This window comes from Ekhidna sp. ABH4_415 (assembly GCF_056161305.1).
Genome location: NZ_JBSWYW010000005.1, coordinates 64759 through 89557, shown reverse-complemented (window position 1 = coordinate 89557; position 24799 = coordinate 64759). Strand labels below are relative to the sequence as shown.

24 protein-coding genes are annotated in these 24799 nt (G+C 42.3%); 15 read left to right on the top strand and 9 right to left on the bottom strand.

What is annotated here, in order from left to right; translation table 11 throughout:
- The first annotated feature begins 33 nt into the window (after positions 1-33).
- From ACXAH9_RS09620 to ACXAH9_RS09595, 6 genes are all read left to right on the top strand, one after another.
- Positions 34-864: a DUF4349 domain-containing protein gene (locus ACXAH9_RS09620; protein ID WP_474894649.1), complete on the top strand. Its 831-nt coding sequence runs from the start codon at positions 34-36 to the stop codon at positions 862-864.
- A 90-nt stretch (positions 865-954) separates the two neighbouring features.
- Entirely contained in the window at positions 955-1443 is a 489-nt protein-coding gene (ispF, locus tag ACXAH9_RS09615) for a 2-C-methyl-D-erythritol 2,4-cyclodiphosphate synthase (protein ID WP_474894648.1), read from the top strand.
- Between the two features lie 89 nt (positions 1444-1532).
- Positions 1533-2759: a carboxypeptidase-like regulatory domain-containing protein gene (locus ACXAH9_RS09610; RefSeq protein ID WP_474894647.1), complete on the top strand. Its 1227-nt coding sequence runs from the start codon at positions 1533-1535 to the stop codon at positions 2757-2759.
- Positions 2756-3418: a tRNA (5-methylaminomethyl-2-thiouridine)(34)-methyltransferase MnmC2 gene (gene mnmC2, locus ACXAH9_RS09605; protein WP_474894646.1), complete on the top strand. Its 663-nt coding sequence runs from the start codon at positions 2756-2758 to the stop codon at positions 3416-3418. Before ACXAH9_RS09610 ends, mnmC2 begins: the two co-directional genes overlap by 4 nt.
- A gap of 46 nt (positions 3419-3464) precedes the next feature.
- Positions 3465-3722 (top strand): FISUMP domain-containing protein, encoded by a 258-nt coding sequence (locus ACXAH9_RS09600; RefSeq protein WP_474894645.1) that lies wholly within the window; start codon positions 3465-3467, stop codon positions 3720-3722.
- A gap of 137 nt (positions 3723-3859) precedes the next feature.
- Entirely contained in the window at positions 3860-4063 is a 204-nt protein-coding gene (locus tag ACXAH9_RS09595) for a hypothetical protein (RefSeq protein ID WP_474894644.1), read from the top strand.
- On the opposite strand, the gene ACXAH9_RS09590 is transcribed toward ACXAH9_RS09595, so the two are convergent.
- Entirely contained in the window at positions 4064-4783 is a 720-nt protein-coding gene (locus ACXAH9_RS09590) for a hypothetical protein (protein ID WP_474894643.1), read from the bottom strand. It lies immediately after the preceding gene.
- A gap of 146 nt (positions 4784-4929) precedes the next feature.
- Between ACXAH9_RS09590 and ACXAH9_RS09585 the strand changes: the two genes are divergently transcribed.
- Complete coding sequence (locus ACXAH9_RS09585; RefSeq protein ID WP_474894642.1) at positions 4930-5409, top strand: hypothetical protein; 480 nt, start codon at positions 4930-4932, stop codon at positions 5407-5409.
- Between the two features lie 50 nt (positions 5410-5459).
- Complete coding sequence (polA, locus tag ACXAH9_RS09580) at positions 5460-8219, top strand: DNA polymerase I (protein ID WP_474894641.1); 2760 nt, start codon at positions 5460-5462, stop codon at positions 8217-8219.
- A gap of 205 nt (positions 8220-8424) precedes the next feature.
- Here polA and ACXAH9_RS09575 read toward each other — a convergent pair whose 3' ends face one another.
- The gene (locus ACXAH9_RS09575) at positions 8425-8811 is read right to left on the bottom strand and encodes an endonuclease domain-containing protein (RefSeq protein WP_474894640.1); all 387 of its coding nucleotides are present in this window, start codon (positions 8809-8811) and stop codon (positions 8425-8427) included.
- A gap of 79 nt (positions 8812-8890) precedes the next feature.
- Here ACXAH9_RS09575 and ACXAH9_RS09570 point away from each other — a divergent pair, with 79 nt between their 5' ends.
- Positions 8891-9841: a threonine ammonia-lyase gene (locus ACXAH9_RS09570; RefSeq protein WP_474894639.1), complete on the top strand. Its 951-nt coding sequence runs from the start codon at positions 8891-8893 to the stop codon at positions 9839-9841.
- On the top strand, positions 9841-10722 hold the full coding sequence (locus ACXAH9_RS09565; RefSeq protein ID WP_474894638.1) for a diacylglycerol/lipid kinase family protein: 882 nt from the start codon (positions 9841-9843) through the stop codon (positions 10720-10722). Before ACXAH9_RS09570 ends, ACXAH9_RS09565 begins: the two co-directional genes overlap by 1 nt.
- 81 nt (positions 10723-10803) lie before the next feature.
- On the opposite strand, the gene lgt is transcribed toward ACXAH9_RS09565, so the two are convergent.
- Both lgt and ACXAH9_RS09555 read right to left on the bottom strand, forming a co-directional pair.
- Entirely contained in the window at positions 10804-11586 is a 783-nt protein-coding gene (lgt, locus tag ACXAH9_RS09560; RefSeq protein ID WP_474894637.1) for a prolipoprotein diacylglyceryl transferase, read from the bottom strand.
- A 9-nt stretch (positions 11587-11595) separates the two neighbouring features.
- Complete coding sequence (locus ACXAH9_RS09555; RefSeq protein WP_474894636.1) at positions 11596-12078, bottom strand: PaaI family thioesterase; 483 nt, start codon at positions 12076-12078, stop codon at positions 11596-11598.
- Between the two features lie 35 nt (positions 12079-12113).
- Between ACXAH9_RS09555 and ACXAH9_RS09550 the strand changes: the two genes are divergently transcribed.
- Together ACXAH9_RS09550 and ACXAH9_RS09545 are read left to right on the top strand one after the other, a co-directional pair.
- Complete coding sequence (locus tag ACXAH9_RS09550) at positions 12114-13001, top strand: MBL fold metallo-hydrolase (protein WP_474894635.1); 888 nt, start codon at positions 12114-12116, stop codon at positions 12999-13001.
- Position 13002: 1 nt separating this feature from the next.
- Positions 13003-13566: a pentapeptide repeat-containing protein gene (locus ACXAH9_RS09545; protein ID WP_474894634.1), complete on the top strand. Its 564-nt coding sequence runs from the start codon at positions 13003-13005 to the stop codon at positions 13564-13566.
- Positions 13567-13580: 14 nt separating this feature from the next.
- Here ACXAH9_RS09545 and ACXAH9_RS09540 read toward each other — a convergent pair whose 3' ends face one another.
- The 3 genes from ACXAH9_RS09540 to ACXAH9_RS09530 form a co-directional block, all read right to left on the bottom strand.
- Entirely contained in the window at positions 13581-15950 is a 2370-nt protein-coding gene (locus ACXAH9_RS09540) for an ABC transporter permease (protein WP_474894633.1), read from the bottom strand.
- A 180-nt stretch (positions 15951-16130) separates the two neighbouring features.
- Entirely contained in the window at positions 16131-18506 is a 2376-nt protein-coding gene (locus ACXAH9_RS09535; RefSeq protein ID WP_474894632.1) for an ABC transporter permease, read from the bottom strand.
- 60 nt (positions 18507-18566) lie between these two features.
- Positions 18567-18920, bottom strand: a complete 354-nt coding sequence (locus tag ACXAH9_RS09530; RefSeq protein ID WP_474894631.1) for a DoxX family protein — start codon at positions 18918-18920, stop codon at positions 18567-18569.
- Between the two features lie 48 nt (positions 18921-18968).
- Here ACXAH9_RS09530 and ACXAH9_RS09525 point away from each other — a divergent pair, with 48 nt between their 5' ends.
- The 3 genes from ACXAH9_RS09525 to ACXAH9_RS09515 are packed head-to-tail and all read left to right on the top strand — an operon-like array spanning position 18969 to position 23175.
- Positions 18969-21209, top strand: a complete 2241-nt coding sequence (locus ACXAH9_RS09525) for a penicillin acylase family protein (RefSeq protein ID WP_474894630.1) — start codon at positions 18969-18971, stop codon at positions 21207-21209.
- Positions 21210-21215: 6 nt separating this feature from the next.
- Positions 21216-22574 carry a hypothetical protein gene (locus ACXAH9_RS09520; protein WP_474894629.1) on the top strand — a complete coding sequence of 453 codons (1359 nt, stop codon included), beginning with the start codon at positions 21216-21218 and terminating at the stop codon, positions 22572-22574.
- Positions 22575-22587: 13 nt separating this feature from the next.
- Positions 22588-23175 (top strand): membrane or secreted protein, encoded by a 588-nt coding sequence (locus ACXAH9_RS09515; protein ID WP_474894628.1) that lies wholly within the window; start codon positions 22588-22590, stop codon positions 23173-23175.
- A gap of 236 nt (positions 23176-23411) precedes the next feature.
- On the opposite strand, the gene ACXAH9_RS09510 is transcribed toward ACXAH9_RS09515, so the two are convergent.
- Both ACXAH9_RS09510 and ACXAH9_RS09505 read right to left on the bottom strand, forming a co-directional pair.
- Positions 23412-24200 (bottom strand): MOSC domain-containing protein, encoded by a 789-nt coding sequence (locus ACXAH9_RS09510; protein WP_474894627.1) that lies wholly within the window; start codon positions 24198-24200, stop codon positions 23412-23414.
- A 33-nt stretch (positions 24201-24233) separates the two neighbouring features.
- Positions 24234-24797, bottom strand: a complete 564-nt coding sequence (locus ACXAH9_RS09505) for a hypothetical protein (RefSeq protein WP_474894626.1) — start codon at positions 24795-24797, stop codon at positions 24234-24236.
- Between the last annotated feature and the right edge of the window lie 2 nt (positions 24798-24799).

Sequence of the window (24799 nt, the reverse complement as noted above, 5' to 3'; positions counted from 1 at the left end):
ATTGTTGTAGCTTCATCTGCAAAATTAATAACGATGAAGACTCTCACTATGCTCTTGACCTTTCTAATGGCTGCCTGTGGCGGCAATGATGGATCTAGTTCCTCAATGGCGGATATGGAAGTCCCCATGACGATGCAACCGGCAGTAGAAGAAGCTACTGATGCCGCCTACCGAAAAGTTTCTGTTGATGAACAGATTCAAGATGAAATAGAAAAGAAAGTCATTAAAACCGGCGGACTTTCCTATCGTGTGGAAAGCACCAAGGAGGAGTATCAACGGATCAGCAAGCTTCTTGATCAGTATGATGCGTATATCTCCTCGGAAAACGAGAACAAAGGATACGACCGCATCAATTACAATGTAAGTCTTAAAGTTCCGCCGCAACATTTTGATGCACTTATTAAGGAAGTTACCGAAGGGAAGAGACTTGACAATCGCTGGGTGAACACTGATGATGTGACCAGCAGGTATTATGATTTGCAATCACGCATTGAAAACAAAAAGAAACTGGAAGAACGTTATCAGGAGATTCTGAAGAAAGCCGATAAGATCAGCGATATCCTGGAGATCGAAAGAAATTTGAATCAGGTTCGTTCGGAAATCGAGTCACTTCAGGGACAGTTTAAATTGCTGAATCATCAAATCAATTACAGCACACTGGATATCTCCTTTTACGAGCTCGTTCCATACGAATTGGATCAGGAACAGCGTCCGGGTTTTGGTACGCGTTTGCTCAATGCCATGTCCGCAGGGTGGCAAGGCTTTCAAACCTTCATCGTTTATTTACTGGCACTTTGGCCCTTTGGATTGTTGGCACTAGGTATCGTTTGGGTGGTTAAAAAAATAAGAGCCCGCAAGAAATAAGATTAGACAAAGCTCAATCAGGAGTTATTCCCCCTTTGAAGGGGGGTGTGATTGGCTGTGGGTAAGCAGGGGGATGTTTATCTTTACACCATGGCAAAACCCAACATACGTGTCGGATACGGTTACGATGTACATGCCCTGGCAGAGGGCGTGGATTTTTGGATCGGAGGAATTAAAATCACTCATACTCACGGAGCATTTGGACATTCAGATGCGGATGTATTGATTCATGTGATTTGCGATGCTTTGCTTGGAGCAGCCAATATGCGGGATATTGGTTTTCATTTCTCAGACAAAGACCCAAAATACAAGGGGATCGATAGCAAAATCTTACTCAAAGAAGTTATCAGGATCATTGGGGAGAAAGGTTACAAAGTTGGAAACATCGATTCTACTGTATGTCTGGAAATGCCTAAACTAAACCCTCATATTCCTGAGATGAAAAAGGTTCTTGCCAAAGTAATGCAGATAGAAGAAGACGATATTTCCATCAAAGCAACTACCACCGAAAAATTAGGGTTTGTTGGAAAGGAAGAGGGTGTGGCGGCTCACGCTACCGTGTTGATTTATAAGGATTGAAGGAAAAGCAGCCCCTTTTTTAAGGTGTCATGCTGAACTTGTTTCAGCATCTAGACCTTGAAATAAATTCAGGGTGACTAGTTTCGCTTATGCACAGAGCAATTCTAGCATTAACCTTAATAGTCCATAGCTTTTTAGTAAGGCCTCAAGAACCTTTTGATTTAACAGCTCAAATAGAAAAGTACACCTATTTAACTACAGAATCTTCACAAAATACAGTAACCTTCAAAGGCCGAATTCTGGACGAGAATAAAGAAGGAGTCCCCTTTGCGAATATTGGAATCAGAGGAACACTTTATGGGACTGCCGCAGATGAGAATGGTTTTTTTAGCCTAAAGCTTCCCGAATCCGAAAAGGGTAAGAGCATAACAATTTCATGTGTGGGTTTCCAATCGGTAACTGTACCTGTTGCTGAGCTACATGGAAAATATCAGTTTGTTCTCGATGACGATATTTCTCAGCTTCTAGATATAGAAGTCAAATCCAAGCGTATTACAGCTCGTGATGTAATAAAAGAAGTCATCAAGCGTATTCCAGAGAACTATTTACAAGACCCATACACACAGTTTAAGCATTTTAAGATAAAAATTAAGGGACGGAATAGTGATTTTTTCTTGTATGAAAAAATATCAGAGGAATATGATCAGGATGGTTATCAAAGCACTCCTATGTATGGACTAGGTAAAATAGAAAGCTTTCGAATTATCCATCAGGCCAGGATTGGCCATATAGATTCAACGGGAAAAGTGTCAGAATTTAAAAACGTGAGTACTGATATTCCCACCCATACAGCATGGGCAGATGCTGTTAATATCAGATTCAATAATTTCTTATCAAGAAGCAAACAGAGCAAGTACGATTTTCAATTTAATGAAAGAGGCATGAGTAGCCCCGACACGATCTACATAGATTTCAATATTGATAATCCGGGTCATAGAAGTACCACTGCATTAAACCCAATGAAGTTTTCTGGCTCTATCCTAATTGATGCCCAAACTTACGCAGTTCTTGAAATTCATTCATTGGCAACTCTAGATAAGGAAAAAATGCAAATGTCTAAAGTTTACAAATCATATATAAATAGTGAGCCAGTGTGGTGGGAAAGAGAGATTGTTAAGTACAAAAAGATTAACGATAGATATTTCTTTAAATCATTTCAGAGGTTGTCGAATTGGGATTTAGATAGCAATGGATTCATTGAGATTATTGGACTTGGAATTACAAAAGGTGCTCGAGAGGGAGAATCTAGAGAGAAGAGGCCCTTGGAAGAATACAACCAAGAAAAATGGAACGACATAATTGGGTCAAATCAATGAGTATCAAAATAATAACAACCGAAGACGGCTCCCATAGCCTATTTGATGAGGATCTAAACGAAACTTACCACTCTACACGGGGAGCAAGAGGAGAGTCCATGCATGTTTTCATTAAAGAAGGATTGGAGCACTGGCGATCTCAAAATAAAGCAGAGGAAATTCGAATATTAGAGATTGGATTAGGAACCGGATTAAATGCTTTTCTCTCCGCTCTGTTTGCAGAATCACAGAACCAGAACATAAATTTTACCTCGCTAGAACCATTCCCAATTGGCAAGGAAATATATGAGAACCTCAACTATCATCGTTCCGCTGGTGAGGAACAATCCTTCATGTATATTCATGATACGACCTGGGAAAAACCAGTGGGAGTCAATACTCGCTTTGAGTTGCTTAAGCTACCAGTCAAACTCGAGGATTTCACAACTGCAACCACATTCCACATTATCTACTTCGATGCATTTGCGCCAAGCAAACAACCCGAAGTTTGGTCTTTGGATAATCTAAACAAATGCTTTTCCCTGCTAGAAAAAGGAGGAGTCTTGACTACATACTGTGCTCAGGGCCAATTCAAGCGAAATCTTGCTGAGGCAGGATTTCAAGTAGAAACACTTCAGGGTGCGATGGGTAAAAAGGAGATGGTAAGAGCACTTAAGTGATCAAGAGCACACCACTAAAGTGATCAGCCTTGATTAATTGAGTTACATGAAACTCATTTCTTTCATTCTATTGATCATTCTCCACGGGGTTTCTTTAGGTCAATCTTTGTTGGTTGATGCACGCGACGGTCAAAAGTATAAGACTGTAAAGCTTGGTGAGCTTTATTGGATGGCAGAAAATCTCAGATATGAAGCTGAAGGTTCTATTTGCCTGGATGATTGCGACAAGATAAGATTCTACGATTTTCAATATTTGGAGGGAGTATGTCCGGAAGGATGGCGGCTACCTACGGTAGAAGAATGAGAGCTGTTCACCCATTCATTTGAAGGTGCTGAAACGGTAGAAATGATGGAGGAGACCAAAAGCACTATCGGGTTGACTTTCTCGATCAATACAACATTTTTGAATCCAACGTACTAAATATTGAACCTTATGGGCGAATGGAGGGAGGGAATGTTGATGACGGCATGTTCATTGATTTCTGGACTGTTAACCCCGCAGCAGATGATCGTTTTCACATGCATTTATCTCCATACTCAATTACCGGACATGCTCACAAGTACAATTTGAAGTCATCTAAGCCAGAGGAATATCGATTGTTTGCTGTGCGATGTGTTTGTGAGGCTCGAAAGATCAAGAAATGATTATTGCCACTTAATTAGTCCTTCCAGGAAATTTTGAACAGCCTCTGACGAACCTATCGGAACCCTTAACAACCTTAACAAAACGGTTAGCAAGGCGATGATGGTTGCCGGATGTTTCACCTTGCCAAAACGAATCGCATAAACAACCAACAACGGAATGAAAATGAGCTCGGCACTCAAGGCCACCAGCATGGGATTAAGTTTCTCAACGGGTACAAGAGCTCTCCATAAAATGATCATTCCACGTCCCAATGCAGGCATCATCAGGTAAAATACTGAGCAGATCATCCACCAGGCATGTTCGTGTAGAACTTTCCTAAATCGAATGGCTTGAATTATAGCAAATCCATAAAGAAGACCTAATATGAGCTCGATGACCAAGGTGCCATAATAAAATGATAACGGCGGTCCGGGCCTGGATGGATCATAAACAGCAGCTCGCTTTAAAGGAATATCCAGCAAACTCATACTTGTGAATACAATTCCTCCAGCTATTAAAAAGCCAATCATTCCTAAAGTTCTATGATTGGAAGTTTTACCCTTTTCAATGAGATAAGGCTGAATGACCATAAGGATAAACCAACTCGTGACCAACCAATAATGAATATGGAACTCCCAGGAAGTTGTTGTAATCTTTGGCCAGTAAAAATTGAATATTCCGACTTGAATAATAACCAATGGAAGGATCATCCAGAGGTGTAGGTTCTTGTATTTTTCCAATGTGCGATAGGTTAGATGTCATAAGTTAACAGGAATGTTTCATATATCGGTCTTCATATATATTATTCAAATCAGTTATCTGTTGCAACAGAGGACAATAACATTTCATTGGATTATCAGTTTCAATAATCATAAGCTTAACCATTATGAAGAAACGATACAGTACAATCATTCTTTTTCTATGTATTTCTCTGGCCTACGCCCAAAAAATGGCTCAAGAGGATCTCCAATTACTGGAAGGACAATGGACCGGAGATTTGGTCTATTTGGATTACTCATCAAATAAGGAGGTGAAAATTCCGGTAGAAGTAAGTATTGATAAAGTGAAAGAAGGAAAATACAAGTTCAACTATGTCTATCCTAAGGAGCCTAAAGCCAACTCAAAAAGTACCGTAATTATTGATTTGGATAAAGAAAAAATAGCTGGTGAAAACATTGAAAAAGTTCAGCTTATAGATAACCTGTGGACAATAGTGGCCTATTCCAGTGGAAAAGATAATGGTCAAAAGGCGCGTTTCATAAAAACCTACATCATTGGGGAAACGAGTTTATCTATAAAAAAAGAGGTTCAGTATGAATCCAGCGATGAGCGATTCATGCGCAATGAATACCGCCTGAAAAAATAGATTTTTTCTTAAAGAATTCAATTAACAAGCTGGCTATTTAACTTAGCCGCATGTCTGAAAAGAAACTCTTCCTCCTCGATGCATTTGCATTGATTTATCGTGCTCACTTCGCCATGAGTCAAAACCCAAGACTGACCACTAATGGCATAAATACTGGAGCAATTTTAGGTTTTACAAATGCCCTATTAGAGATAATCACCAAAGAAAAACCTTCGCACATTGGGGTTGCATTTGATACGCATGCTCCTACATTCAGGCATGAAGATTATAAAGAATATAAAGCCACAAGACAGGAACAGCCGGAGGAAATAAAAGTAGCGATTCCATACTGTCTAAAGATCGTTGAAGGGTTTAATATCCCTATTCTTATGAAAGATGGTTTTGAAGCCGATGATCTGATTGGAACCATAGCTAAGAAAGCCAGCAAGGAGGGCTTTAAGGTTTACATGATGACGCCAGATAAGGATTTTGCCCAACTAGTAGATGAAAACATCTTTTTGTTCAAACCAAGAAGAATGGGTAATGGAGTAGATATTATGGGCATTCCTGAAGTGCTGGCAAAGTTTGACATTGACAAAGTGGATCAGGTGAGAGATGTACTCGGACTGAAAGGGGACTCGGTAGACAACATTCCCGGGATCCCTGGCATTGGTGATAAAACGGCCTCCAAGCTGTTGAAGGAATTCGGTTCTGTCGAAGGGATTGTGGCCAATGTAGACAAGCTGAAAGGTGCACAACAGAAACGTGTAGAAGAGTTTGGTCAACAGGGTATTATGTCCAAAGAGCTGGCCACTATCAAGATTGATTCACCTATTGAGTTCGATGAGAATGCCTTAATATACGGTGATCCCAATCCGGAAATTCTGAAGCCAATCTTTGATGAGCTTGAGTTCAAGACCATTGCCCGAAGGGTATTCCAGGAAGAAAATGACATCAAAAAAGGGGACACTCAGCAGCTAGGCCTATTTGATTCTGCCGGTTCTTCTGGAGAATCTTCCGATAAACGATCCTCAATCGAAACAACTGATCACACCTATCACCTGGTAGACACCATTGATGAAGCAAAACAGCTTGCCGACAAACTATCCGGTCAAAAATCCTTTTGTTTTGATACGGAAACAACAAGCCTAGAAACCAGAGAAGCAAAACTGGTAGGGATCGCCTTTGCCATTGAAAAAGGAGAGGCCTGGTATGTGCCATGCTTCGAAAATGCGCAGGAAATAGCTGATGTATTCAAAGAAACCCTGGAAAATGAAAGCATTGAAAAGGTCGGACAAAATCTGAAGTATGACATTCAGGTACTTCGAAACTATGGAGTGAATGTCAAAGGAAACATCTTCGATACCATGTTGGCTCACTTCCTGCTGGATCCGGAATCCAACAATAGCATGGACTGGCTGGCAGAAAAGCTACTCAACTATAAAACAATATCCTTCGAAAGTCTGGTGGGTCCAAAAGGAAGAAATCAAAAAACGATCGATCAAATTGAACCGGGAAAAGTGAAGGATTATGCCTGTGAGGATGCTGATATCACAATTCAACTAAAGGAGGTTATTGAAAAGGATATTGAGGAGCGAAAACTTCAGCGATTACTCCACGAAGTAGAAGAGCCACTATCCTTTGTTCTTGCTGACATGGAATACCAGGGAGTTAAGGTAGATACGAGTTCGTTAGAGAAAATGTCAAAGGAACTGGATGAGCTCAGCCGAAAAGTACAGCAAGAGATTTTTGATATTGCCGGAATGGAGTTCAATATTGGTTCTCCTAAGCAACTCGGCGAAATACTCTTTGATAAACTCAAGCTGGTAGACAAGCCGAAGAAAACCAAGTCGGGGCAATATGCGACTGGTGAAGATATTTTGTCCAAACTGGCGGATGAGCATGTGATTGCAGAGAAGATTCTGACCTTCCGTGAGTATCAAAAACTTAAGTCTACCTATGTCGATGCTTTGCCAAAACTGATCAGTCCGGCGGATGATCGCATCCACACGGATTATCGTCAGACGGTGGCAGCCACAGGAAGGCTCAGTTCGAATAATCCCAACCTTCAAAACATCCCAATTCGAACAGAAAAAGGGCGTGAAGTTCGGAAAGCGTTTGTGCCGAGGGATAAAGACTACCTCATCATGGCAGCTGACTATTCGCAGATCGAGTTACGAATCATGGCGGCATTTTCGAAAGATGAGCACATGGTGCAGGCCTTTAAAGAGGGCCGGGATATTCACGCAACCACAGCATCCAAGGTATTTGGAGTAGACATTGATAATGTGGAGCCGAACATGCGCCGAAAAGCAAAAGAGGTCAATTTTGGAATCATCTATGGTATCTCCGCGTACGGCCTTTCACAAAACCTGAATATTGCTCGTGGGGAGGCACAGGAGATTATTGATTCATATTTCAAAGAGTTTCCGAATGTGAAGAAATACATGGATGAGACCATTGAGCAGGCTAAGAAGGATGAATACGTTGAGACGATTTTGGGAAGGAGGCGATACCTGAGGAATATCAACTCACGAAACTTCACCATGCGTGGATTTGATGAACGAAATGCCATCAATGCACCTATTCAGGGTAGCGCTGCGGATATCATCAAAATAGCCATGATTGACATTCATAAATGGATGCAATCAGAAAAGTTGAAATCGAAAATGATCATGCAGGTACATGATGAATTGGTTTTTGATATGCATAAAGACGAGCAGGAATTATTGGTAAGCAAAGTGGAGGATTTCATGAAAAACGCCCATCCATTGGAAGTGCCAATGGAAATAGAAATCGGGATTGGTCAAAATTGGCTGGAGGCACATTAGAATTGGTATAATCACCCCCTAGCCCCCTCGAGGGGGAATGTGGTGTGCCTAGGAGGAAAGACCTCCTTAAATAGAGTTATTTCCAACCATATTGGAGATTCGTTATTTGTCATGCACATAGTAATCCTATTGAAACAAATCAAATTCGTAATCTTGGAATGGTCGAACGTGAAGATTTGCAGCCCTAAGTTCCCCCTTGAGGGGGTTAGGGGGTGGCCTTTTGATCCAAAATCCAATTCTCAATCGTTCTCACCACATTACTAATGTCAGACAGAACCTCAGAATCTTCAAAACGCAGAACGAAATAACCCATCTCTTTTAGCTCCTTTTCTCGAGCCTGATCTTTGGCAGCCACCTCTTCAAATTGATGTGTATAGCCATCCACTTCAATAATCAGCTTCAATTCTTTACAGAAGAAGTCTACGATGTAATTACCAATCGGCCTCTGTCTCAAAAACCGATATTCCATCATTTGCTTTTCTCCGAGCACCTCACGCAACATGACAGTTTCAGCTTTCGTAGGGTTTTTTCTAAGCTTTCTAGCTAGCTGCTTTAGGTTTTTATTGTAGTTGTTGTTGGAATATTTGTTCATATCCCCCCTAGCCCCCTCGAGGGGGAACAGATTCGTTTTAAATTTGATAAAAATCTCAAATAAATAGGATTCCATTTCTATGCTTACATCTCCTCCTTCCTTCTCCGACATCAAGCGTGCACACCAGCGCATTTCAAAGTACATCTACAACACGCCAGTAATGACCTCAGCCAACCTGGATGAGTTGGCAGGATGTCAAATGTTTTTCAAATGCGAAAACTTTCAAAAAATAGGCGCCTTTAAAATGCGTGGAGCTACGAATGCCATTTTCAGCTTCCGCCCAGAAGAGCGAACGAATGGCTTTGCATGCCACTCATCTGGCAACCATGGACAAGCTGTAGCATTAGCAGCTAAGCTGGCAGGTTCAAAGGCCTATATAGTGATGCCAAAAAATGCATCGAAAGTAAAGGTTGATGCGGTAAAGGGGTATGATGCAGAGGTTATTTTTTGTGAACCCAATGATGACTCAAGAACGAAGACATGTGAAGAGGTGGTTGCAAAAACCGGGGCTACATTGATCCACCCATTTAATGACTATAACATCATAGCAGGTCAGGCAACTGCCTCAAAAGAACTAATTGAGGAAGTGGACAATCTGGATGCAATAATTACTCCGGTCGGAGGAGGTGGGCTTGCAGCAGGCAGCTCACTGGTTGGACATTTCCTGGATCCAAATATGGAAATCTACCTCGGAGAGCCTGCGGCAGTAGATGATGCCTATCAGTCTTTGAAAGCAGGAAAAATTATTCCTAACAAAACATCGGAAACCATTGCAGACGGTCTAAAAACAACGATTGGGGAAAAGAATTTCTCGATATTGAAAGAGCACGTAAAAGAGGTCTTAACGGTTACTGAGGATGAAATTGTTGCTGCAATGAAGCTGATATGGGAACGCATGAAGATAGTCATTGAACCATCATGCGCCGTTCCTTTTGCAGCTATTTTAAAAAACCCCAAAATATTTGAAGGAAAACGTGTGGGAGTCATCCTTACCGGAGGAAATGTGGATCTTACCAAACTTCCATTCTGATGCCCAGAAAAATCTTTGTCATCTGGAATCCCTTTGCCGGAGGAAAAGCATTGAAGATTTGTAAGAAGCTATCTGAAACGCTTAACGATCTTCAGATTGAATATCAGGTTTTCGATACCAATGAAAGCAAAAGTGCCACCACCACTATTGAAGAATTTTTGGATCAATCATTTACTGACCTGATCATCATTGGGGGTGATGGCACCATCAATGAGTCGGTGAATGGATTGAAATACGATATTCCGGTTTCTATTCTCCCAGCAGGGACTGGTGACGACTTCATTAAGAATGTTTCGATAGGTAAAACGATCAAAGAGCAAATTGATACAGCCATCAATGGAGAGATTAAACGAATTGATTTAGGACAGTGTAATGACCGGAAGTTCGTTAATGGGGTAGGGATTGGATTTGATGGTCAGATCGTGGAAGATATGGCGTCAAAGCGTGTTCCACTTTTAACTGGTCATGCCGCGTATTACTTTCATGTACTTCGTATTTTGGGAGGCTACAAAGAGCGAAAGTTTGAATATCAAATTGATGAACAATCTCTCCGGAACGACTTGATTCTTCTGACAATCGGCAATGGAACCACCTTTGGTGGAGGATTCAAGCTGATGCCCGACGCAAAGATTGATGATGGACTACTCGAGGTTTGTGAAATTGGAAAAGTATCCGGCCTGAGAAGGTTTCTGAACATCAATAAACTCTCCGGTGGAACACATGGGTCGCTGAAAGAAATAAATTTTTACAAAGCAAAATCAGTAAAAGTTGGTGCTAATAATCTGCTTTATGCTCACATCGACGGGGAGCGGATGGGCCAGCCGCCCTTTGAGATCAAAGTATTACCAGAGGCTTTACAGCTTAGAATAACATCCCCCTAGCCCCCTTCAAAGGGGGAGTTGGTTCTCGTTTGTTTAGAAAATGTCCCCTTGAGGGGACAATATGGGTGTCTTTATGATTAATCAATTCTTCCTAAACTTCGCCTTCTTCTTAAATCTCAAATACGCCCAAACTGTCACTGCGATCACTCCCAGACTAATAAACTGCGAGTGCGAAAGAACACCCTCAATGATGTAGCCTCTTTCTTCGTCACCTCTGAAGATTTCAATGATTCCCCTTCCCACTGCGTATAGAATGATATAAATGAAAAAGAGCTGTCCTTCAAATCGGTTGTGACGTTTCAGCATCAATAGAATAATGAGAATACCAAAAATCAACCCGGCTGAATAAAGCTGTGTGGGATGAAGAGGTGTATTAAGTGTCTCAGCCTGAGAAACCGAATCTGTAAACGTGACACCCCATGGCACATCTGTTGGTACTCCATGACAACAGCCTGCAAAGAAGCACCCAATTCTACCAAGCCCATGAATGATGCATGCAGTGATAGCCAGCCGATCCATCAAAGGCCAAAGGGGCCATTTTTCTTTTCGGAAATACCAGACGATGAGAGGCACAGCAAAAAGCAGTGAACCATAGAAAACAAACCCCGTGCGGAAGTTCTGTTTCATATTGCTCCATGAGCTGAAGTAATAGCCGGGATTTTCAAGATAGAAAAAGAGCTTACCTCCTACAAAAGCTGCGACAATCACCATAATGGCAAGGTTCTGGATTTTGTCTTTTTCAATGCCCAAGTCTCTGTTGGCTACATGGCTCATGTAAAGAAAACCCAATGTAGCCCCCACCATGATTAAAAAACCATACGTGTGTATTGTAAAATCGCCGATAGAAAACAGTTCCGGATGCATGGAATAAAATTAGCTTTTAAAAACGGTTTCTTTATTCTCACTACCGTCAAAAACGCGAATAGCTATAACATCAGCCTCAGCCGTTTTCTCTCCATCAGCAGAAAAGAAGTCGCATTTCAACACCGTTTTTCGTCCCTTTACTTCTACCACTTTTGCGCGGAGTTCAACCTCAGTATTGGGTGTTGGCTTCAAATACTTTACGGTAAGTGTTCCGGTAGCGTAACGATACTCCGGGTCAGTGTTAAGTGATCTGCCCTCACGCTTGTAAGCATCGGCCATGGCAGTACCCATGCAATGACAATCAATAAGGGTAGCCATAATCCCACCATTCATCAGGTTGCTCCATCCGTGATACTTTTCTTCCGATTTCCACTTGCACACCGACTCATCGCCTTCCCAGTAGCTCTTGATCTGTAACCCTTCATGGTTATGTCCGCATCCAAAGCATACGTTTTCCGGCATGTGATCCTGGAAGTATTTAGACTCACTCATTTTTGTATCTTTATGATTGCCAAAATTAACCGAATATGTATCACATCCTTGATCTCCATTTTCAAAATTACGAGCATGCTATCGCAGCATTTCTCATAGAAACGGACGATGGCCCGGTACTCATCGAATCCGGTCCTTATTCTACCTTTCCCAGCCTGGAAAAAGGCTTGGCAGATCATGGATATAAAGTTGGTGATGTAAAGCACGTGTTGCTTTCTCACATTCATTTTGATCATGCAGGAGCAGCCTGGGCGTTTGCTGAAAAAGGAGCCAGGGTCTATCTACACCCTTTTGGTCATGATCACTTGCATGATCCCACAAAGCTGGTGGCATCCGCTACAATGATTTATGGAGATCAAATGGATACGCTATGGGGTAAAATGGATGGGATTCCAAAGAAGAATCTGAAAGTAATGGAGCATGAGGAGTCGGTAGAAATTGGAGGACAAAGTTTCCGTGCGCTACATACTCCTGGGCACGCCAAGCACCACATTGCCTGGCACTGGAAAGACACCATTTTCACCGGGGATGTGGCCGGGGTTAAGATCGAGGGAGGACCGGTGGTGCCACCATGTCCACCACCCGACATCAACATCGATGACTGGTTGTACTCCATTGATTTAATACTATCAAAGAACCCAAACAGACTTGTATTGACACATTTCGGAGAGGAGATGAACCCAAACATCCACATGCAGGAGTTGAAGGAAATTTTAAAAGACTGGTCCGATTGGATGAAAGCTAAATGGGAGTCCGGAATGAGCAACGATGAAATCACTCCCGTGTTTATGGCCTATACAGCAAAGCAATTAAAGGAACGAGGTGTTTCAGACCATGGGGTCAAATTATATGAAGCGGCTAATCCATCCTGGATGAGTGTGGCTGGACTGGTGAGGTACTGGAAAAAGAAGCAGGGAAACTAGTATGCTCATAGCCGATAAGAAATTTGAAAAGCTGAGTGAGTTAAGCAACCGGAATGAATATGAGGGATGCACTTTTCTGAACTGTAACCTCGCTGATGAAAATTTTTCCACTACGAGATTCATTGAGTGTGAATTTGTTGATTATAACCTAAGTAATGTACTTGTTAGCGAGACTTCCTTTCGTGAGGTAGTTTTCAAAAATTGCAAGATGATTGGCATCCAGTTCGATACCAGTAACCAATTGCTTTTTGATGCCTCCTTTGAAAGCTGTCAGCTGGAACATAGTGTCTTTTTCCAAATGAAGTTGAGGCAAGTTCATTTCAATAATTGTCAATTGACAGACGTAGACTTTTCAGAGGCAGATTTAAGTAATAGTGAACTCCATGGTTGTGATCTTTCAGGTGTAAAATTTGATCATACCAGTCTTGAAAAAGCTGATCTTACCGGATCTTACAACCTTGTGATAGATCCGGAAATCAATAAAATAACTCAGGCTAAAATCCCACTTTCTCAGCTGCCAGGATTGTTATCTAAACACAAACTTAAAATCACACGAGATTATTAAAGGCGTTTCGCAGCTTACTCGTATCTCAGTGATTCTACAGGGTTTTTTATAGCGGTGATATAAATCCTCCCGGAAGCAAAAATCAAGGCTATAAACACGAGAATAAAGAATGGCAGCAGATAGGTAATCAAAGTCCCTGCCTGGTATACTTCGAAAATTGACCCCATCAGGAGGTCGAGTGTAAAGTATGCTGCAATCGAGCCTAGCGCAGTGGAAAATAACAGTAACCAAAAGAATTGCGCATTCATCATGACAATGATATTTTGAATGGTCGCTCCCAGCACTTTACGTACACCAATCTCTTTTATTCGCTTAATGATGTTTAATGAAACCAATGTGTAGAGACCTATGGTAGATAGCACCAGAGAAAGGAAGGCCATGAATTCGAAAATAAGCATGATATTCACATTTACTTCATTGGCCGCCTCTACCTCACTATCATATTCAGCATTAAATGGTTGGTTAGGAGCTACCTTAAACCATTCTGCCTGTAGCTGACCATACAGCTTTATCGGATCCATATCACTTTTGATCAGGAGGTAATTCATTTTATCGGGATTAGGGAAACGAATGCCTGTGGGCTCAAGCTCATAAAAGAACCCATCGTCATAAAAATCTTTTATTATACCTACGACACTAAGCCGGGTGGAATCGTCGATCTGCAAAACCTGTCCAATGGGGTTTTTCCAGCCAAAATCTTTGACGAGTTGCTCATTCACCACGATGGAATTTCTCTGATCATGCTCCAGTAGCTGATCATCAAAAAATCTACCTTCAACCATCTCCAAGTCCATCAGGTCAAAATATTCGGTTGTAAACTCCATCATATTGGCTTCAACCTCATGCTCGCCATTTTTAAGAGTACGAGAATAGCTCCAATCGCCAATTCTGTTGTATGTAGCTGCCACCTGGTCTATTCCTGTAATTTGCTCTACTAAAGGCCTAAAGCTCCGGTATTCTGCTTCAGAATTGAACTCTACCGAAAGGAATGGATCCTTGTTGAACCCAAGATCATAGTTCGATTGATACTGAGCATTATTGTAAAAGGCATAAGCAGAGACTAAAGACATGGCAGTCAGCAAGTATTGCATTCCAAGCAATACCTTGGAAAAGCGACTGCTTCCTCCAATGCTTAAATTTCCTCTCAGGATGCTTACCGGCTGATATTTGCTGATATAGAGTGACGGATATGCACCCGCAATTACTGCTGTTACTAATAGCAGCAACCCAAGGAAAAGGTAGATTTCAGGATCGGAGGCCAGGTCCAGATCAATGTCGATAAAACGCCAGAGTGAGCTATATGCCGGGACCAACAGGTCTGCAATTGCAATTCCCACAATAAGCGCCCCAAAACAAAGCAAAATATTCTCTCCCATGAACTGAAAGATCAGTTGTCTGCGCTGGCTACCCATAACCTTTCGAATGCCTATTTCTTTTAACCGCTTGCTGGAGATAGCAATCGAGGTATTGGTAAAGTTGAAACAGGCAATGAGCAGGATCATGATTGCCATGATGCCAGGTCCAATGATGGCGGAGGAAGGAGGTGCTTCGTTCAACCAGTTCGAGCGAATCTTCTCTGATTTTCTGCCCAGAGTGGACAATGGCTCAAGGTAGTATCCGGCAAGTTGGAAGTTATTCCGGGAGCTGTTTTGTACTTCAATGCAGTTTTGGTTGACATAGTCAATTAGGTTTTGAGGATACTGACCTTCGGTCATCACAAAGGAGGCGGCATTGAAATACTCCCAGGCATCATTTTTAAAGTCGCGAAGCTTCAAGTAATTATCGTAATGGGTGATTGCATTAAAGGTCATAGACGAATTGCGGGGAATGTCCTCGATCACCGCACCTACTCGCATTGGCACTTCCTTGTCATCTAAATCTAAGAGAATGATTGTTTCTCCAATGGGGTCGACTTTACCAAAATAAGCCTCCGCCATTTGCTCAGTAAGGACGATATTACTTCTATCCTTAAATGCTTCTTTGCTCCCGTACTTTAAGGTGTAAGTGAACATATCAAAGTAATCATCTTCTGCAAATCCAAGGTGTTGTTTCAGAACCTTTTCGTCTTTTTTGAAGACCATGCTCAAGGATTCATAGCGCGAGTAGTGAGTCACCCCGGAAATCTTGTCTTTTATCTGTGCACCTAATGCAATAGGAGTAATACCATAGGGCACTTCTTCACCCTGCACAGCCTTGTACGAATGGATTTTATATATCCGGTCATGGTTGAGATGCGACTTATCAAAGTCTGCATCGTATTTCCAGTTTAAGTATCCTACGATACAGCATGCCAGCGAAAGCCCCAGACCCACCAGGTTAATGAAGACGTAAGTACGGTTTCTGGAAAAGTTTCTGAATGTGATCTTGAGAAAATTATTAAACATGGCTAGGGTTGCTTTATTACTATCGTTGTAGTCCAACAAACATGCCATCAAATATAAATATCTAACTAATAGTTAGTTAACTATCATTCCGATCAGCAGAACTGTTCGAAAACGAACTAATTGCTGTGCACTATAGTGACTGAATCGAAAGGATATTCTCTGTCCTTGTTTAATAGTGAACTATTCGTCTCGAAGCGACTCAACCGGGTTCTTTACCGCGCTATTTGCGATTCGAATGGAAGCTATTGCAACCGCCAGGAGCAGAAGACCAAAGAAAGGAAAGAGTACTGTGAAATAGCTGATTGCTTTGTAAACCGAAAAAATGGAAGCCATCAGTCCATCGATTGCAAAATAGCTGGCGATTGCTCCCAAAGCTGCCGCCACCAAAAGCAACCAGAAAAACTGATGATTCAGAAGCACCACGATTTGAGAAACAGATGCTCCCAGCACTTTGCGCACGCCTATTTCTTTGATGCGTTTGATCACATTGAGCGAAACCAGTGTATAAAGACCAATGGATGATAGGATAAGAGCAAGTATGCCAAGAAAACGAAACATCTTCATGATGTTTTTATTGACGAGATCTGTTCCACTAAGGACGACTTCCTGAAGCTCTGCATTAAATGGGGTATTAGGAGCTACTTCATACCAGGTTGATTCCAAGAGATCAAAAAGTGGGCTTCCGGACATGGTGCTCTTTACGACTACAAAATTCATTTCATCTTTATTTGCCAAACGGAACCCAACAGGCTCCACCGGATCGAAGAAACCATACATGTAGAAATCTTTTAAAACGCCAACTACCGAAAGTCGAGTGCTATCATCAATTTGAACAACCTGACCAATTGGTTCTTCCCATCCAAACTCTTTAACCAACGCTTCATTGACAATGATTGAACTTTCTCTATCGTATTCCGCAAGGTCTGATTCAAAATACCTACCTTTCAAGATGGATAAGTCCATCACATCTTTGTATTCCAGCGTGAAATTCATCATGTCAGATTCAACCTCCTTTTCACCAGATCTTAGCGTGCGTCCATACGTCCACCAGCCGATATGGTGAGTACTCCCAGCCATGGATTCCACTTCTGGCATTTGCTTTACGAGATTGCTAAATTTTTCATATTCCGACTGACTTTCAACCCTTACACCAATAATGTTTTCTTTATCAAAACCCACATCAAGTTCGGACTGATACTTTGCATTATTGCCAAAGGCTAAAGCAGAAATTAATGCCACGATGGTAATCATGTACTGCAAGCCCAGCAATGTCTTCGAAAACCAATTGGTACCTCCAAGAGATAGATTGCCTCTCAAGATTTTGACTGGCTGATAAGAACTGATATAAAGCGATGGATATCCACCAGCAATTAAGGATGTGAAGATCAATAGTCCACCTAAGAACCAATAGATCTCCGTGTTGGAGGTAAGGTTCAATTCCAAATTAATGAAGTCCCACATGGCGCTATAAGCTGGGACAAAGAAGTAGGAAATGCCTAATGCCAAGACCATGGATAAAAACGAAAGCATTAGGTTTTCGCCCATGAATTGAACTATAAGCTGCTTACGATCACTTCCCATGACTTTTCGAATGCCTATTTCTTTCAGGCGTTTGCTTGAGATGGCTATAGAGGTATTAGTGAAATTGAAGCAGGCAATTAGCAACATTAGAATGGCCATAATTAACGGAGTAGTGATAGCGGGAGGGGGTGGCGGTTCGTTTAACCAATTGGACCGAATGTTTTGTGCATGCTTTCCAAGTGTAGTTAGCTGCTCAAGGTAATAGCTGCTAATTTGGAAATCCTCTCGTGCGCTGTTTTGAATCTCGACGGAGTTTTCATTGATGTAATCCAGCAGGTTTTGAGGAAATGCATTGCGCTCTGTCATTACAAATGTTGCATCGGTAAATCGCTCCCAATCGTTGGGTTCCAGCTCTCGAATTTTCAGGTAATTATCCCAATGGGAGATTGCTCTAAAACTAATGGAAGAATTTTGTGGTATTTCATCCAATACTCCCCCTACGGTCATCGGGTATTGTGTTCCTTCCTCTGTAATGACGGTGATGATTTCTCCAGTTGGATCAGCCTCTCCAAAGTAGGTTTGAGCTGCTCGAGCACTCAGGATGATTTTGCTTCTATCTAACAATGCTTCCTTGTTACCATACTTAAATGGGAAGGTGAACATTTCAAAAAAGTCATCTTCCACAAAGGCGATACCCTGGTTGAATACTTTTAAGTCCTTTTTCATCACAAGTCCTGCCGTCGCGTACCTTGAATAATGAGAGATTCCTGTGACTTTATCCTTTATTTGGGCACCTAAAGGCATAGGAGCAATCCCATATGGCACTTTCCTATCCTGAACATCTTTATAGATGTGGACTTTGTAGATGCGTTCATGATTGACATGGTTTTTATCATAGTCGGCAGCAAATTTCCAGTTGAGGTAACCGACAATGCAACAGGATAGCGAGAGGCCTAATCCGATGAGGTTGATAAAAACGTATGATTTATTTTTTCGAAAGTTCCGAAAAGTAATTTTGAAGAAGTTCCTGAACATAAGCATTAGGAGTTGGTGACCACTAATACTATAGATTCCAGAAATCTTGAAAGGTTGCTTTTAGGTAAAAGTATATGCCCACCATATCAGCACAAATTGCAATGGAAGCCTAAATGCAAGTATCCACACCATCTTCTTTTTTCTGTATCCTTTCATGAAATGATAGATGTTGGCGGGAAACACAGCTATAAGTAAGGCAATCACACCCCAAGCCGCAAGTGAAGTGTATGATGGGATTAATAATAGAATTCCCAGGATGATTTCTGCTATGCCACTGACCCAGTTGATCAGTTTTTTACTTCCTAGAAACGGCGGGATGATCTTCTCATAAAACCGAGGCATGATGAAGTGGTTGATCCCGGCCAGGATGTAAAGAATCGCCATGATCCAGAGGCTGATTGTTTCGGTAGACATCCTTCTAAATTAGATATATTTGATAAACATCAAATTCAACCCAAACCTATGTGCAGAATTCTCACCCTTCTTCTACTAGCCCTCATTGCTTGTGGTCCTGAAAAATCCACAGATTTAGCCCAACGTGCAGAAAAAGTTACGATCATCAGAGACGATTTTGGAGTACCACACATCTATGGTAAAACGGATGCGGATGCAGTCTTTGGACTGCTTTATGCACAATGTGAAGATGATTTTCGGCGGGTAGAGCGCAACTTTACCTGGGCCATCGGAAGACTGGCAGAAGCGGAAGGAGAGGAAGCACTTTATAGCGATTTACGAGCGAGACTCTTCATGACAGTAGAAGAGGCCAAGGAGTTTTACGCTTCTGCACCGGATTGGCTGAAAGAGTTGTGTCAGGCATGGGCAGATGGCATCAATTATTACCTCGAAACGCACCCCGAAGTGGAGCCTAAAGTGATCACAACTTATGAACCTTGGATGACCATGTACTTTACAGAGGGTTCAATTGGTGGAGATATTGAGCGTGTTTCTACAAAGCGGATAAAAGCGTTTTATGAGCAACTTGAATTAAATGAAAACCCTCTTTCATCAGACAAAAACAGCGAATATTCCCCTTCTGGAAGCGGTTCGACGGTTCGAGGTGAAGGGGTAGGTCAATTAAAAGAATCGTTTTTGGCTGATGAACATGAGATACTAGAGGAGCCTCAAGGCTCCAATGGCTTTGCCATCTCCGGAGACCTGACCGAATCAGGCAATGCCATGCTGCTGATCAACCCACATACTTCCTTCTATTTCCGGGGAGAGGTGCATGTGGTAAGCGAAGAAGGATTGAATGCGTATGGAGCAGTCACCTGGGGACAGTTTTTTGTTTACCAGGGCTTCAATGAAAACACCGGTTGGATGCACACTTCTACCTACACGGATGTGATCGATGAATTTAAAGAGACCATCATCGAGAAAGAGGACGTCCTATACTACCAGTATGGCGAGGAGGAGCGAAAAGTAGAGGTAAAAGAAGTGACACTGAAGTACAAGCAAGGGGGTGAAATCAAAGAAAAGACTTTCCCTATTTATCGAACGCATCATGGACCGATCACATACAAAGTAGACGATCAGTGGACAGCAACGGCACTCATGTGGGAACCGGTCAAAGCATTGGAGCAATCGTACACACGAACAAAAAAGAAAAACCTGGAAGAATTCAACGAGATGATGAACATCCGTACCAACTCTTCCAACAATACGGTTTTTGCTGACTCAGAGGGAAACATCGCCTACTACCATGGCAATTTCATTCCGATTCGTGACGAGCAGTTTGATTATTCGCAACCAGTCGATGGCAGCAATCCTGCTACCGATTGGCAGGGCCTCCATACGGTGGACGAGGCGATAACGGTTAAAAACCCTCCAAATGGGTGGATTCAGAATTGCAATTCCACGCCGTTTACTTCTGCAGCAGAGTACAGTCCGAAAAAGGAGAACTACCCGAGATACATGTACAGTGCACCGGAAAATTTCAGGGGCGTAAACGCCATTCGTTTGCTTTCTCAAGCGGACAACCTTTCGTTAGACGGACTGATTGAGTTGGCGTACGATCCTTACCTACCTGCATTTGAGAAGGTGATACCTGTCTTGATTGAAGCTTACGATAATTCCAATAAGGATACAACGATGTGGGATGCCATAGAGGAACTAAGAAATTGGGATTTCACTACAGGGGTGGATTCCAAGGCGATGACGCTGGCACATTTTTATGGAATGAATCTGGATAAATATGGGGGTGCTCCCGAAAAGCTCTCCTGGATGGAGGCGTTTGACTACTTTTCTGAGATTCCAGAAGAGAAACTGCTTGAAATTTTTGAAAAGACCATGGATGAAATGAATAACCGATTCGGTACCTGGCTGATTCCGTGGGGAGAAGTGAACCGATTTCAGCGGACCTCAGGTGCAATTGATGCATCGTTTAATGACGATGCTCCAAGTATACCGGTAGGGTTTACGACTGCTAGATGGGGTCACCTGGCGGCCTATGGCATGAGAGGGCAGCATGATGTAAACAAAATTTACGGAACGAGAGGGAACAGCTTTGTGGCGGCTGTGGAGTTTGGTGACAAGGTGAGAGCCAAAACCATTTTGGCAGGCGGACAAAGCAGCGACCCAAACTCTCCGCATTTTGATGATCAGGCACAGATGTATGCGAATGGGCAATTCAAAGAGGCAGCCTACTATCGAGAAGACGTTGAAGCCAGAGCAGAAGAAACGTATAAACCAGGGAAGCGTAATTAGTCAAACATGAAACCACTCAAAGTTCTCCCATTTTTATTGGTTCTGTTATTGTTTATTAACTGCAGTAATGAAAAAGGGCCTATTCCAATCTCTGACATGCACACGTATGATGTGATCCAAACACAGATTTGGGACACACAGTGTATTAGCTGTCATTCAGCTGGCTCAACGTTTGCAAGACAATCCGACCTGGTCTTAACAACCGGAAAATCATATGATCAATTGGTTGGACGTGCCCCTAATAATAATGCAGCACTGGAAGATGGTTTAGAGCTGGTAGGAACGGAGGGCTTGCCCAGTCTTTTTAAAAGCTTTTTGTGGGAAAAGATAAATGCCAACGATCAGGAACACTTCTACTCTGACCATCCGCTGTATGGAGCAATCATGCCCTTGGGTGGCGACTTTTTGACAAATGGAGAACTGGAATTTATCCGTGAATGGATTATTAAAGGAGCGCCTAAAAGCGGTCAGGTTGCTGATGTGTCATTGCTGAATGACGAAACAAGGTTCAAAGAACTTCCTTTTGAGCCGCTGGCTGTGCCAGAAAGTGGCTATCAGTTTCATTTAGGCCCATTCGATATTGAATCAAACACAGACAGAGAATTCTTTTACTATGAGCCTCCCTTTAGTGAAGATGATATCTTTATCAATCAGATCGAGATATCTATGCGAAAAGGCAGCCATCACTTTATTTTTTACGCATTTGAAGAGGGCACCCCGTCTGTCTCCATCCCTGAACCCTTGACTATTCGCGATTTATACGATGAGAATCAACAACTCATTACCCGTAATTTGATCCCTCTTCTGTATCATGAATTTATAGCGGGAACGCAGTGGCCAAGGATGAATTACAGGTATCCCGAAGGAGTTGCCTTGAGATTTAAAGGAGGCAAGGGACTCGACCTTAATGCGCATTATGCCAACCGTACAGACGAAACAATGACAGGTGAAGTTTATGGGAACCTGCACACTATTCCAGCATCTGAAGTCCAGCATGTTGCCGAAGTACTAAATCTGAATAATCAAAATTTTGTTCTGCCTGCTGGCGAGGTTACGACCATCCAAAAAACCTACTACTTTAATGAGCGGATTAACATCTTCCAGTTGTTTTCTCATGCTCATGAGCACATGACAGAGTTCAAAGTATATCAAGTGGGTGGAGCCCAGGATGGCGAGCTGATCTATATTTCATACGATTGGGAGCACCCTCCTATTCTTGAGCTTGATCCTCCACATGTTTTGGAAGCAGGTGAAGGGTTGCGACTGGAGGCCACTTACGATAATTGGGAAGACAGAGATTTAACTTTTGGCCTTCGCAGTTCAGATGAAATGATGATCCTTTTTGGGGCTTATTATAAAGATTAAATCAGACAGCAAGATGAAGACGCTAATTATTATTTTTTGTTTATCGCTCTTTTCTCACGTTCAAGCTCAATCACTAATCGGGTCATGGGAGTGGACCGAAACCAGAGAAGATGGTCAGAAGGTAAAAGGTGTGGTAACGTTCACTGAAAACTATCAGGCGGCCGCATGGTTTGATGCGGAAACAGGCGCTTTTATTGAAGCGAATGGTGGCAGCTGGACATTGGATGGTAACACGATGACTGAAGTGCCTGAGTTTCATACCACTGACACTTCGAAAATTGGAGTTCCACGGTCATTTGAAATCGAATTTAATGGAAATGACAAGATGCGTATCGTTGGAATGGAGAACTGGGCAACTCGCGTTGATGATGGAACACCGGGAGATCTCAATGGCGCATGGCTGATGTCTGGCAGGAAGCGTAATGGAGAGATACAGGAACGAGATACGAACCGACCAAGGAAAACAATGAAGATTCTTTCAGGAACGCGTTTTCAATGGATTGCTTATAATACTGCGACGAAGCAGTTTATGGGTACTGGGGGCGGAACCTACACCACTGTAGATGGTAAGTACACTGAGAATATTGAGTTTTTCTCATGAGACGACAGCCGGGTGGGCATGAGTCTGGAATTTGACTATGAACTCAAAGACGGGAAGTGGCACCACTCCGGCAAAAGCAGCAAAGGTGACCCGATGTATGAGGTTTGGAGCAGGAGAGAGAATTAAATCAGAATGTTATTCCGACCACTCTTTCTGCTGGCAGGCTTGAGCCGGTAATTATAAGATTCCTGATCCCTTCGCTTTGTTTCGTCAGGAATGACGGACCAGTCTTGGGATCAGCTCAGCTTAATCCCATCCCCAACCCTAATCTTCCCTGTCTCTATCGCCAGCGCATTCACTCCAAAAATCACCTCTTTGCCCTCTCGTCTGTAGGTAGCTAGTGTTTTGAGCGGTTCACTTCCTTTTTTACCAGTTTCCTGATCGACCGTTGTGAAGACGCATCGCTTGCATGGGTGAGTGACGTGGAACTTTACTTCACCGATTTGAATGTCATTCCAATTATCCTCCTCGTAAGGTTGACTTCCTTCGACGACTATATTCGGACGGAACCGATTCATGGGGAGCTCCACTTCCATTCTGGAATTGAGATCATCAAGCGAAGACTGTCCGATGATCAGATAGGGGTAGGCATCTGCAAAGCTGACATTTTCATTGTTGATGGCCCGATCAGGGTTTACCGGACGAGATCCACCTTCGGTCATAAAAACCAACTTGCAGGATTCACCGGAAACCGCTGAAAACCACTCATTGATATACGTAGCAGCTTCCAGTGCCGCCACTTGATCATCCCAGATAGTTACATGAATACTGTTTCCATTTTCTACCGTGATTGGAATTTTTAAATCAGGCATATCGCGATGCGAAGCAATAATGTTTTCATCAGACAATGAAATGCCTACTTGTGATAGATGTGGATGCGTGCGCTGGGTGACGTGACCATTGTCTTTGTTCACTATCATCCAACGCCTGTCATATCTAAAGCCTTTTTCCATCGCTTCAACCTCCTGAAGAGAGATTCCTTGCAAGGATTTAATGGGGTAGATATAGAGGCCTGAGACTTTCATTAGGGGTATTATATCAGCAAGACGATTAAGATCTCAATTATCATTAGAATTCCTACTTTCATACAGATCAATAGCTTGTAGATAATTGATGGCTCCTCTTTTTGTCAAATCATGAATGAAGCCGTCAAGTTCAGGATGCTTCTTTTTAATCCATGATACTAAAGAATCACGCTGCATCAGCCACCTGTTCCAATCTGCATTGGGACATTCTAGCAGTTTTATTTGCAAAATTTTATGGTTAGTAAAAGATATTTCATATCGACAAATTAAAGGGTCATTCTCAAGAAATCTATACCGTCTTGAACTTGATTCAACGGTCACCAAAAGGCTATCTGTGCTATTTATTAATTCGATAACCTTATATGATGTGTTAAAAGTGGAGTCCCACTTAAACTGCTCATAGAAGCTTGACAATGAATAGGAAACAGAATAATTCCCTTCAACAATAGTAAGGCTGTCTCCGATTAACTGACTTAGCTTTTGAAAATCAGCAGCGTTCAAACTTTCATAGTATTTCTTAGCGATATCAGCATGTGACTTCTCATTACAAGAAAACACTGCGAAAACTATCAGCAAGAAATGCAACAATCTTTTCATAG

Bases quoted from the DNA above. Each gene is read 5' to 3' on its own strand.
- ACXAH9_RS09620 (WP_474894649.1), top strand. From the start codon at position 34: ATGAAGACTCTCACTATGCTCTTGACCTTTCTAATGGCTGCCTGTGGC.
- ispF (WP_474894648.1), top strand. From the start codon at position 955: ATGGCAAAACCCAACATACGTGTCGGATACGGTTACGATGTACATGCC.
- ACXAH9_RS09610 (WP_474894647.1), top strand. From the start codon at position 1,533: ATGCACAGAGCAATTCTAGCATTAACCTTAATAGTCCATAGCTTTTTA.
- mnmC2 (WP_474894646.1), top strand. From the start codon at position 2,756: ATGAGTATCAAAATAATAACAACCGAAGACGGCTCCCATAGCCTATTT.
- ACXAH9_RS09600 (WP_474894645.1), top strand. From the start codon at position 3,465: ATGAAACTCATTTCTTTCATTCTATTGATCATTCTCCACGGGGTTTCT.
- ACXAH9_RS09595 (WP_474894644.1), top strand. From the start codon at position 3,860: ATGGAGGGAGGGAATGTTGATGACGGCATGTTCATTGATTTCTGGACT.
- ACXAH9_RS09585 (WP_474894642.1), top strand. From the start codon at position 4,930: ATGAAGAAACGATACAGTACAATCATTCTTTTTCTATGTATTTCTCTG.
- polA (WP_474894641.1), top strand. From the start codon at position 5,460: ATGTCTGAAAAGAAACTCTTCCTCCTCGATGCATTTGCATTGATTTAT.
- ACXAH9_RS09575 (WP_474894640.1), bottom strand. From the start codon at position 8,811: ATGAACAAATATTCCAACAACAACTACAATAAAAACCTAAAGCAGCTA.
- ACXAH9_RS09570 (WP_474894639.1), top strand. From the start codon at position 8,891: ATGCTTACATCTCCTCCTTCCTTCTCCGACATCAAGCGTGCACACCAG.
- ACXAH9_RS09565 (WP_474894638.1), top strand. From the start codon at position 9,841: ATGCCCAGAAAAATCTTTGTCATCTGGAATCCCTTTGCCGGAGGAAAA.
- lgt (WP_474894637.1), bottom strand. From the start codon at position 11,586: ATGCATCCGGAACTGTTTTCTATCGGCGATTTTACAATACACACGTAT.
- ACXAH9_RS09555 (WP_474894636.1), bottom strand. From the start codon at position 12,078: ATGAGTGAGTCTAAATACTTCCAGGATCACATGCCGGAAAACGTATGC.
- ACXAH9_RS09550 (WP_474894635.1), top strand. From the start codon at position 12,114: ATGTATCACATCCTTGATCTCCATTTTCAAAATTACGAGCATGCTATC.
- ACXAH9_RS09545 (WP_474894634.1), top strand. From the start codon at position 13,003: ATGCTCATAGCCGATAAGAAATTTGAAAAGCTGAGTGAGTTAAGCAAC.
- ACXAH9_RS09540 (WP_474894633.1), bottom strand. From the start codon at position 15,950: ATGTTTAATAATTTTCTCAAGATCACATTCAGAAACTTTTCCAGAAAC.
- ACXAH9_RS09535 (WP_474894632.1), bottom strand. From the start codon at position 18,506: ATGTTCAGGAACTTCTTCAAAATTACTTTTCGGAACTTTCGAAAAAAT.
- ACXAH9_RS09530 (WP_474894631.1), bottom strand. From the start codon at position 18,920: ATGTCTACCGAAACAATCAGCCTCTGGATCATGGCGATTCTTTACATC.
- ACXAH9_RS09525 (WP_474894630.1), top strand. From the start codon at position 18,969: ATGTGCAGAATTCTCACCCTTCTTCTACTAGCCCTCATTGCTTGTGGT.
- ACXAH9_RS09520 (WP_474894629.1), top strand. From the start codon at position 21,216: ATGAAACCACTCAAAGTTCTCCCATTTTTATTGGTTCTGTTATTGTTT.
- ACXAH9_RS09515 (WP_474894628.1), top strand. From the start codon at position 22,588: ATGAAGACGCTAATTATTATTTTTTGTTTATCGCTCTTTTCTCACGTT.
- ACXAH9_RS09510 (WP_474894627.1), bottom strand. From the start codon at position 24,200: ATGAAAGTCTCAGGCCTCTATATCTACCCCATTAAATCCTTGCAAGGA.
- ACXAH9_RS09505 (WP_474894626.1), bottom strand. From the start codon at position 24,797: ATGAAAAGATTGTTGCATTTCTTGCTGATAGTTTTCGCAGTGTTTTCT.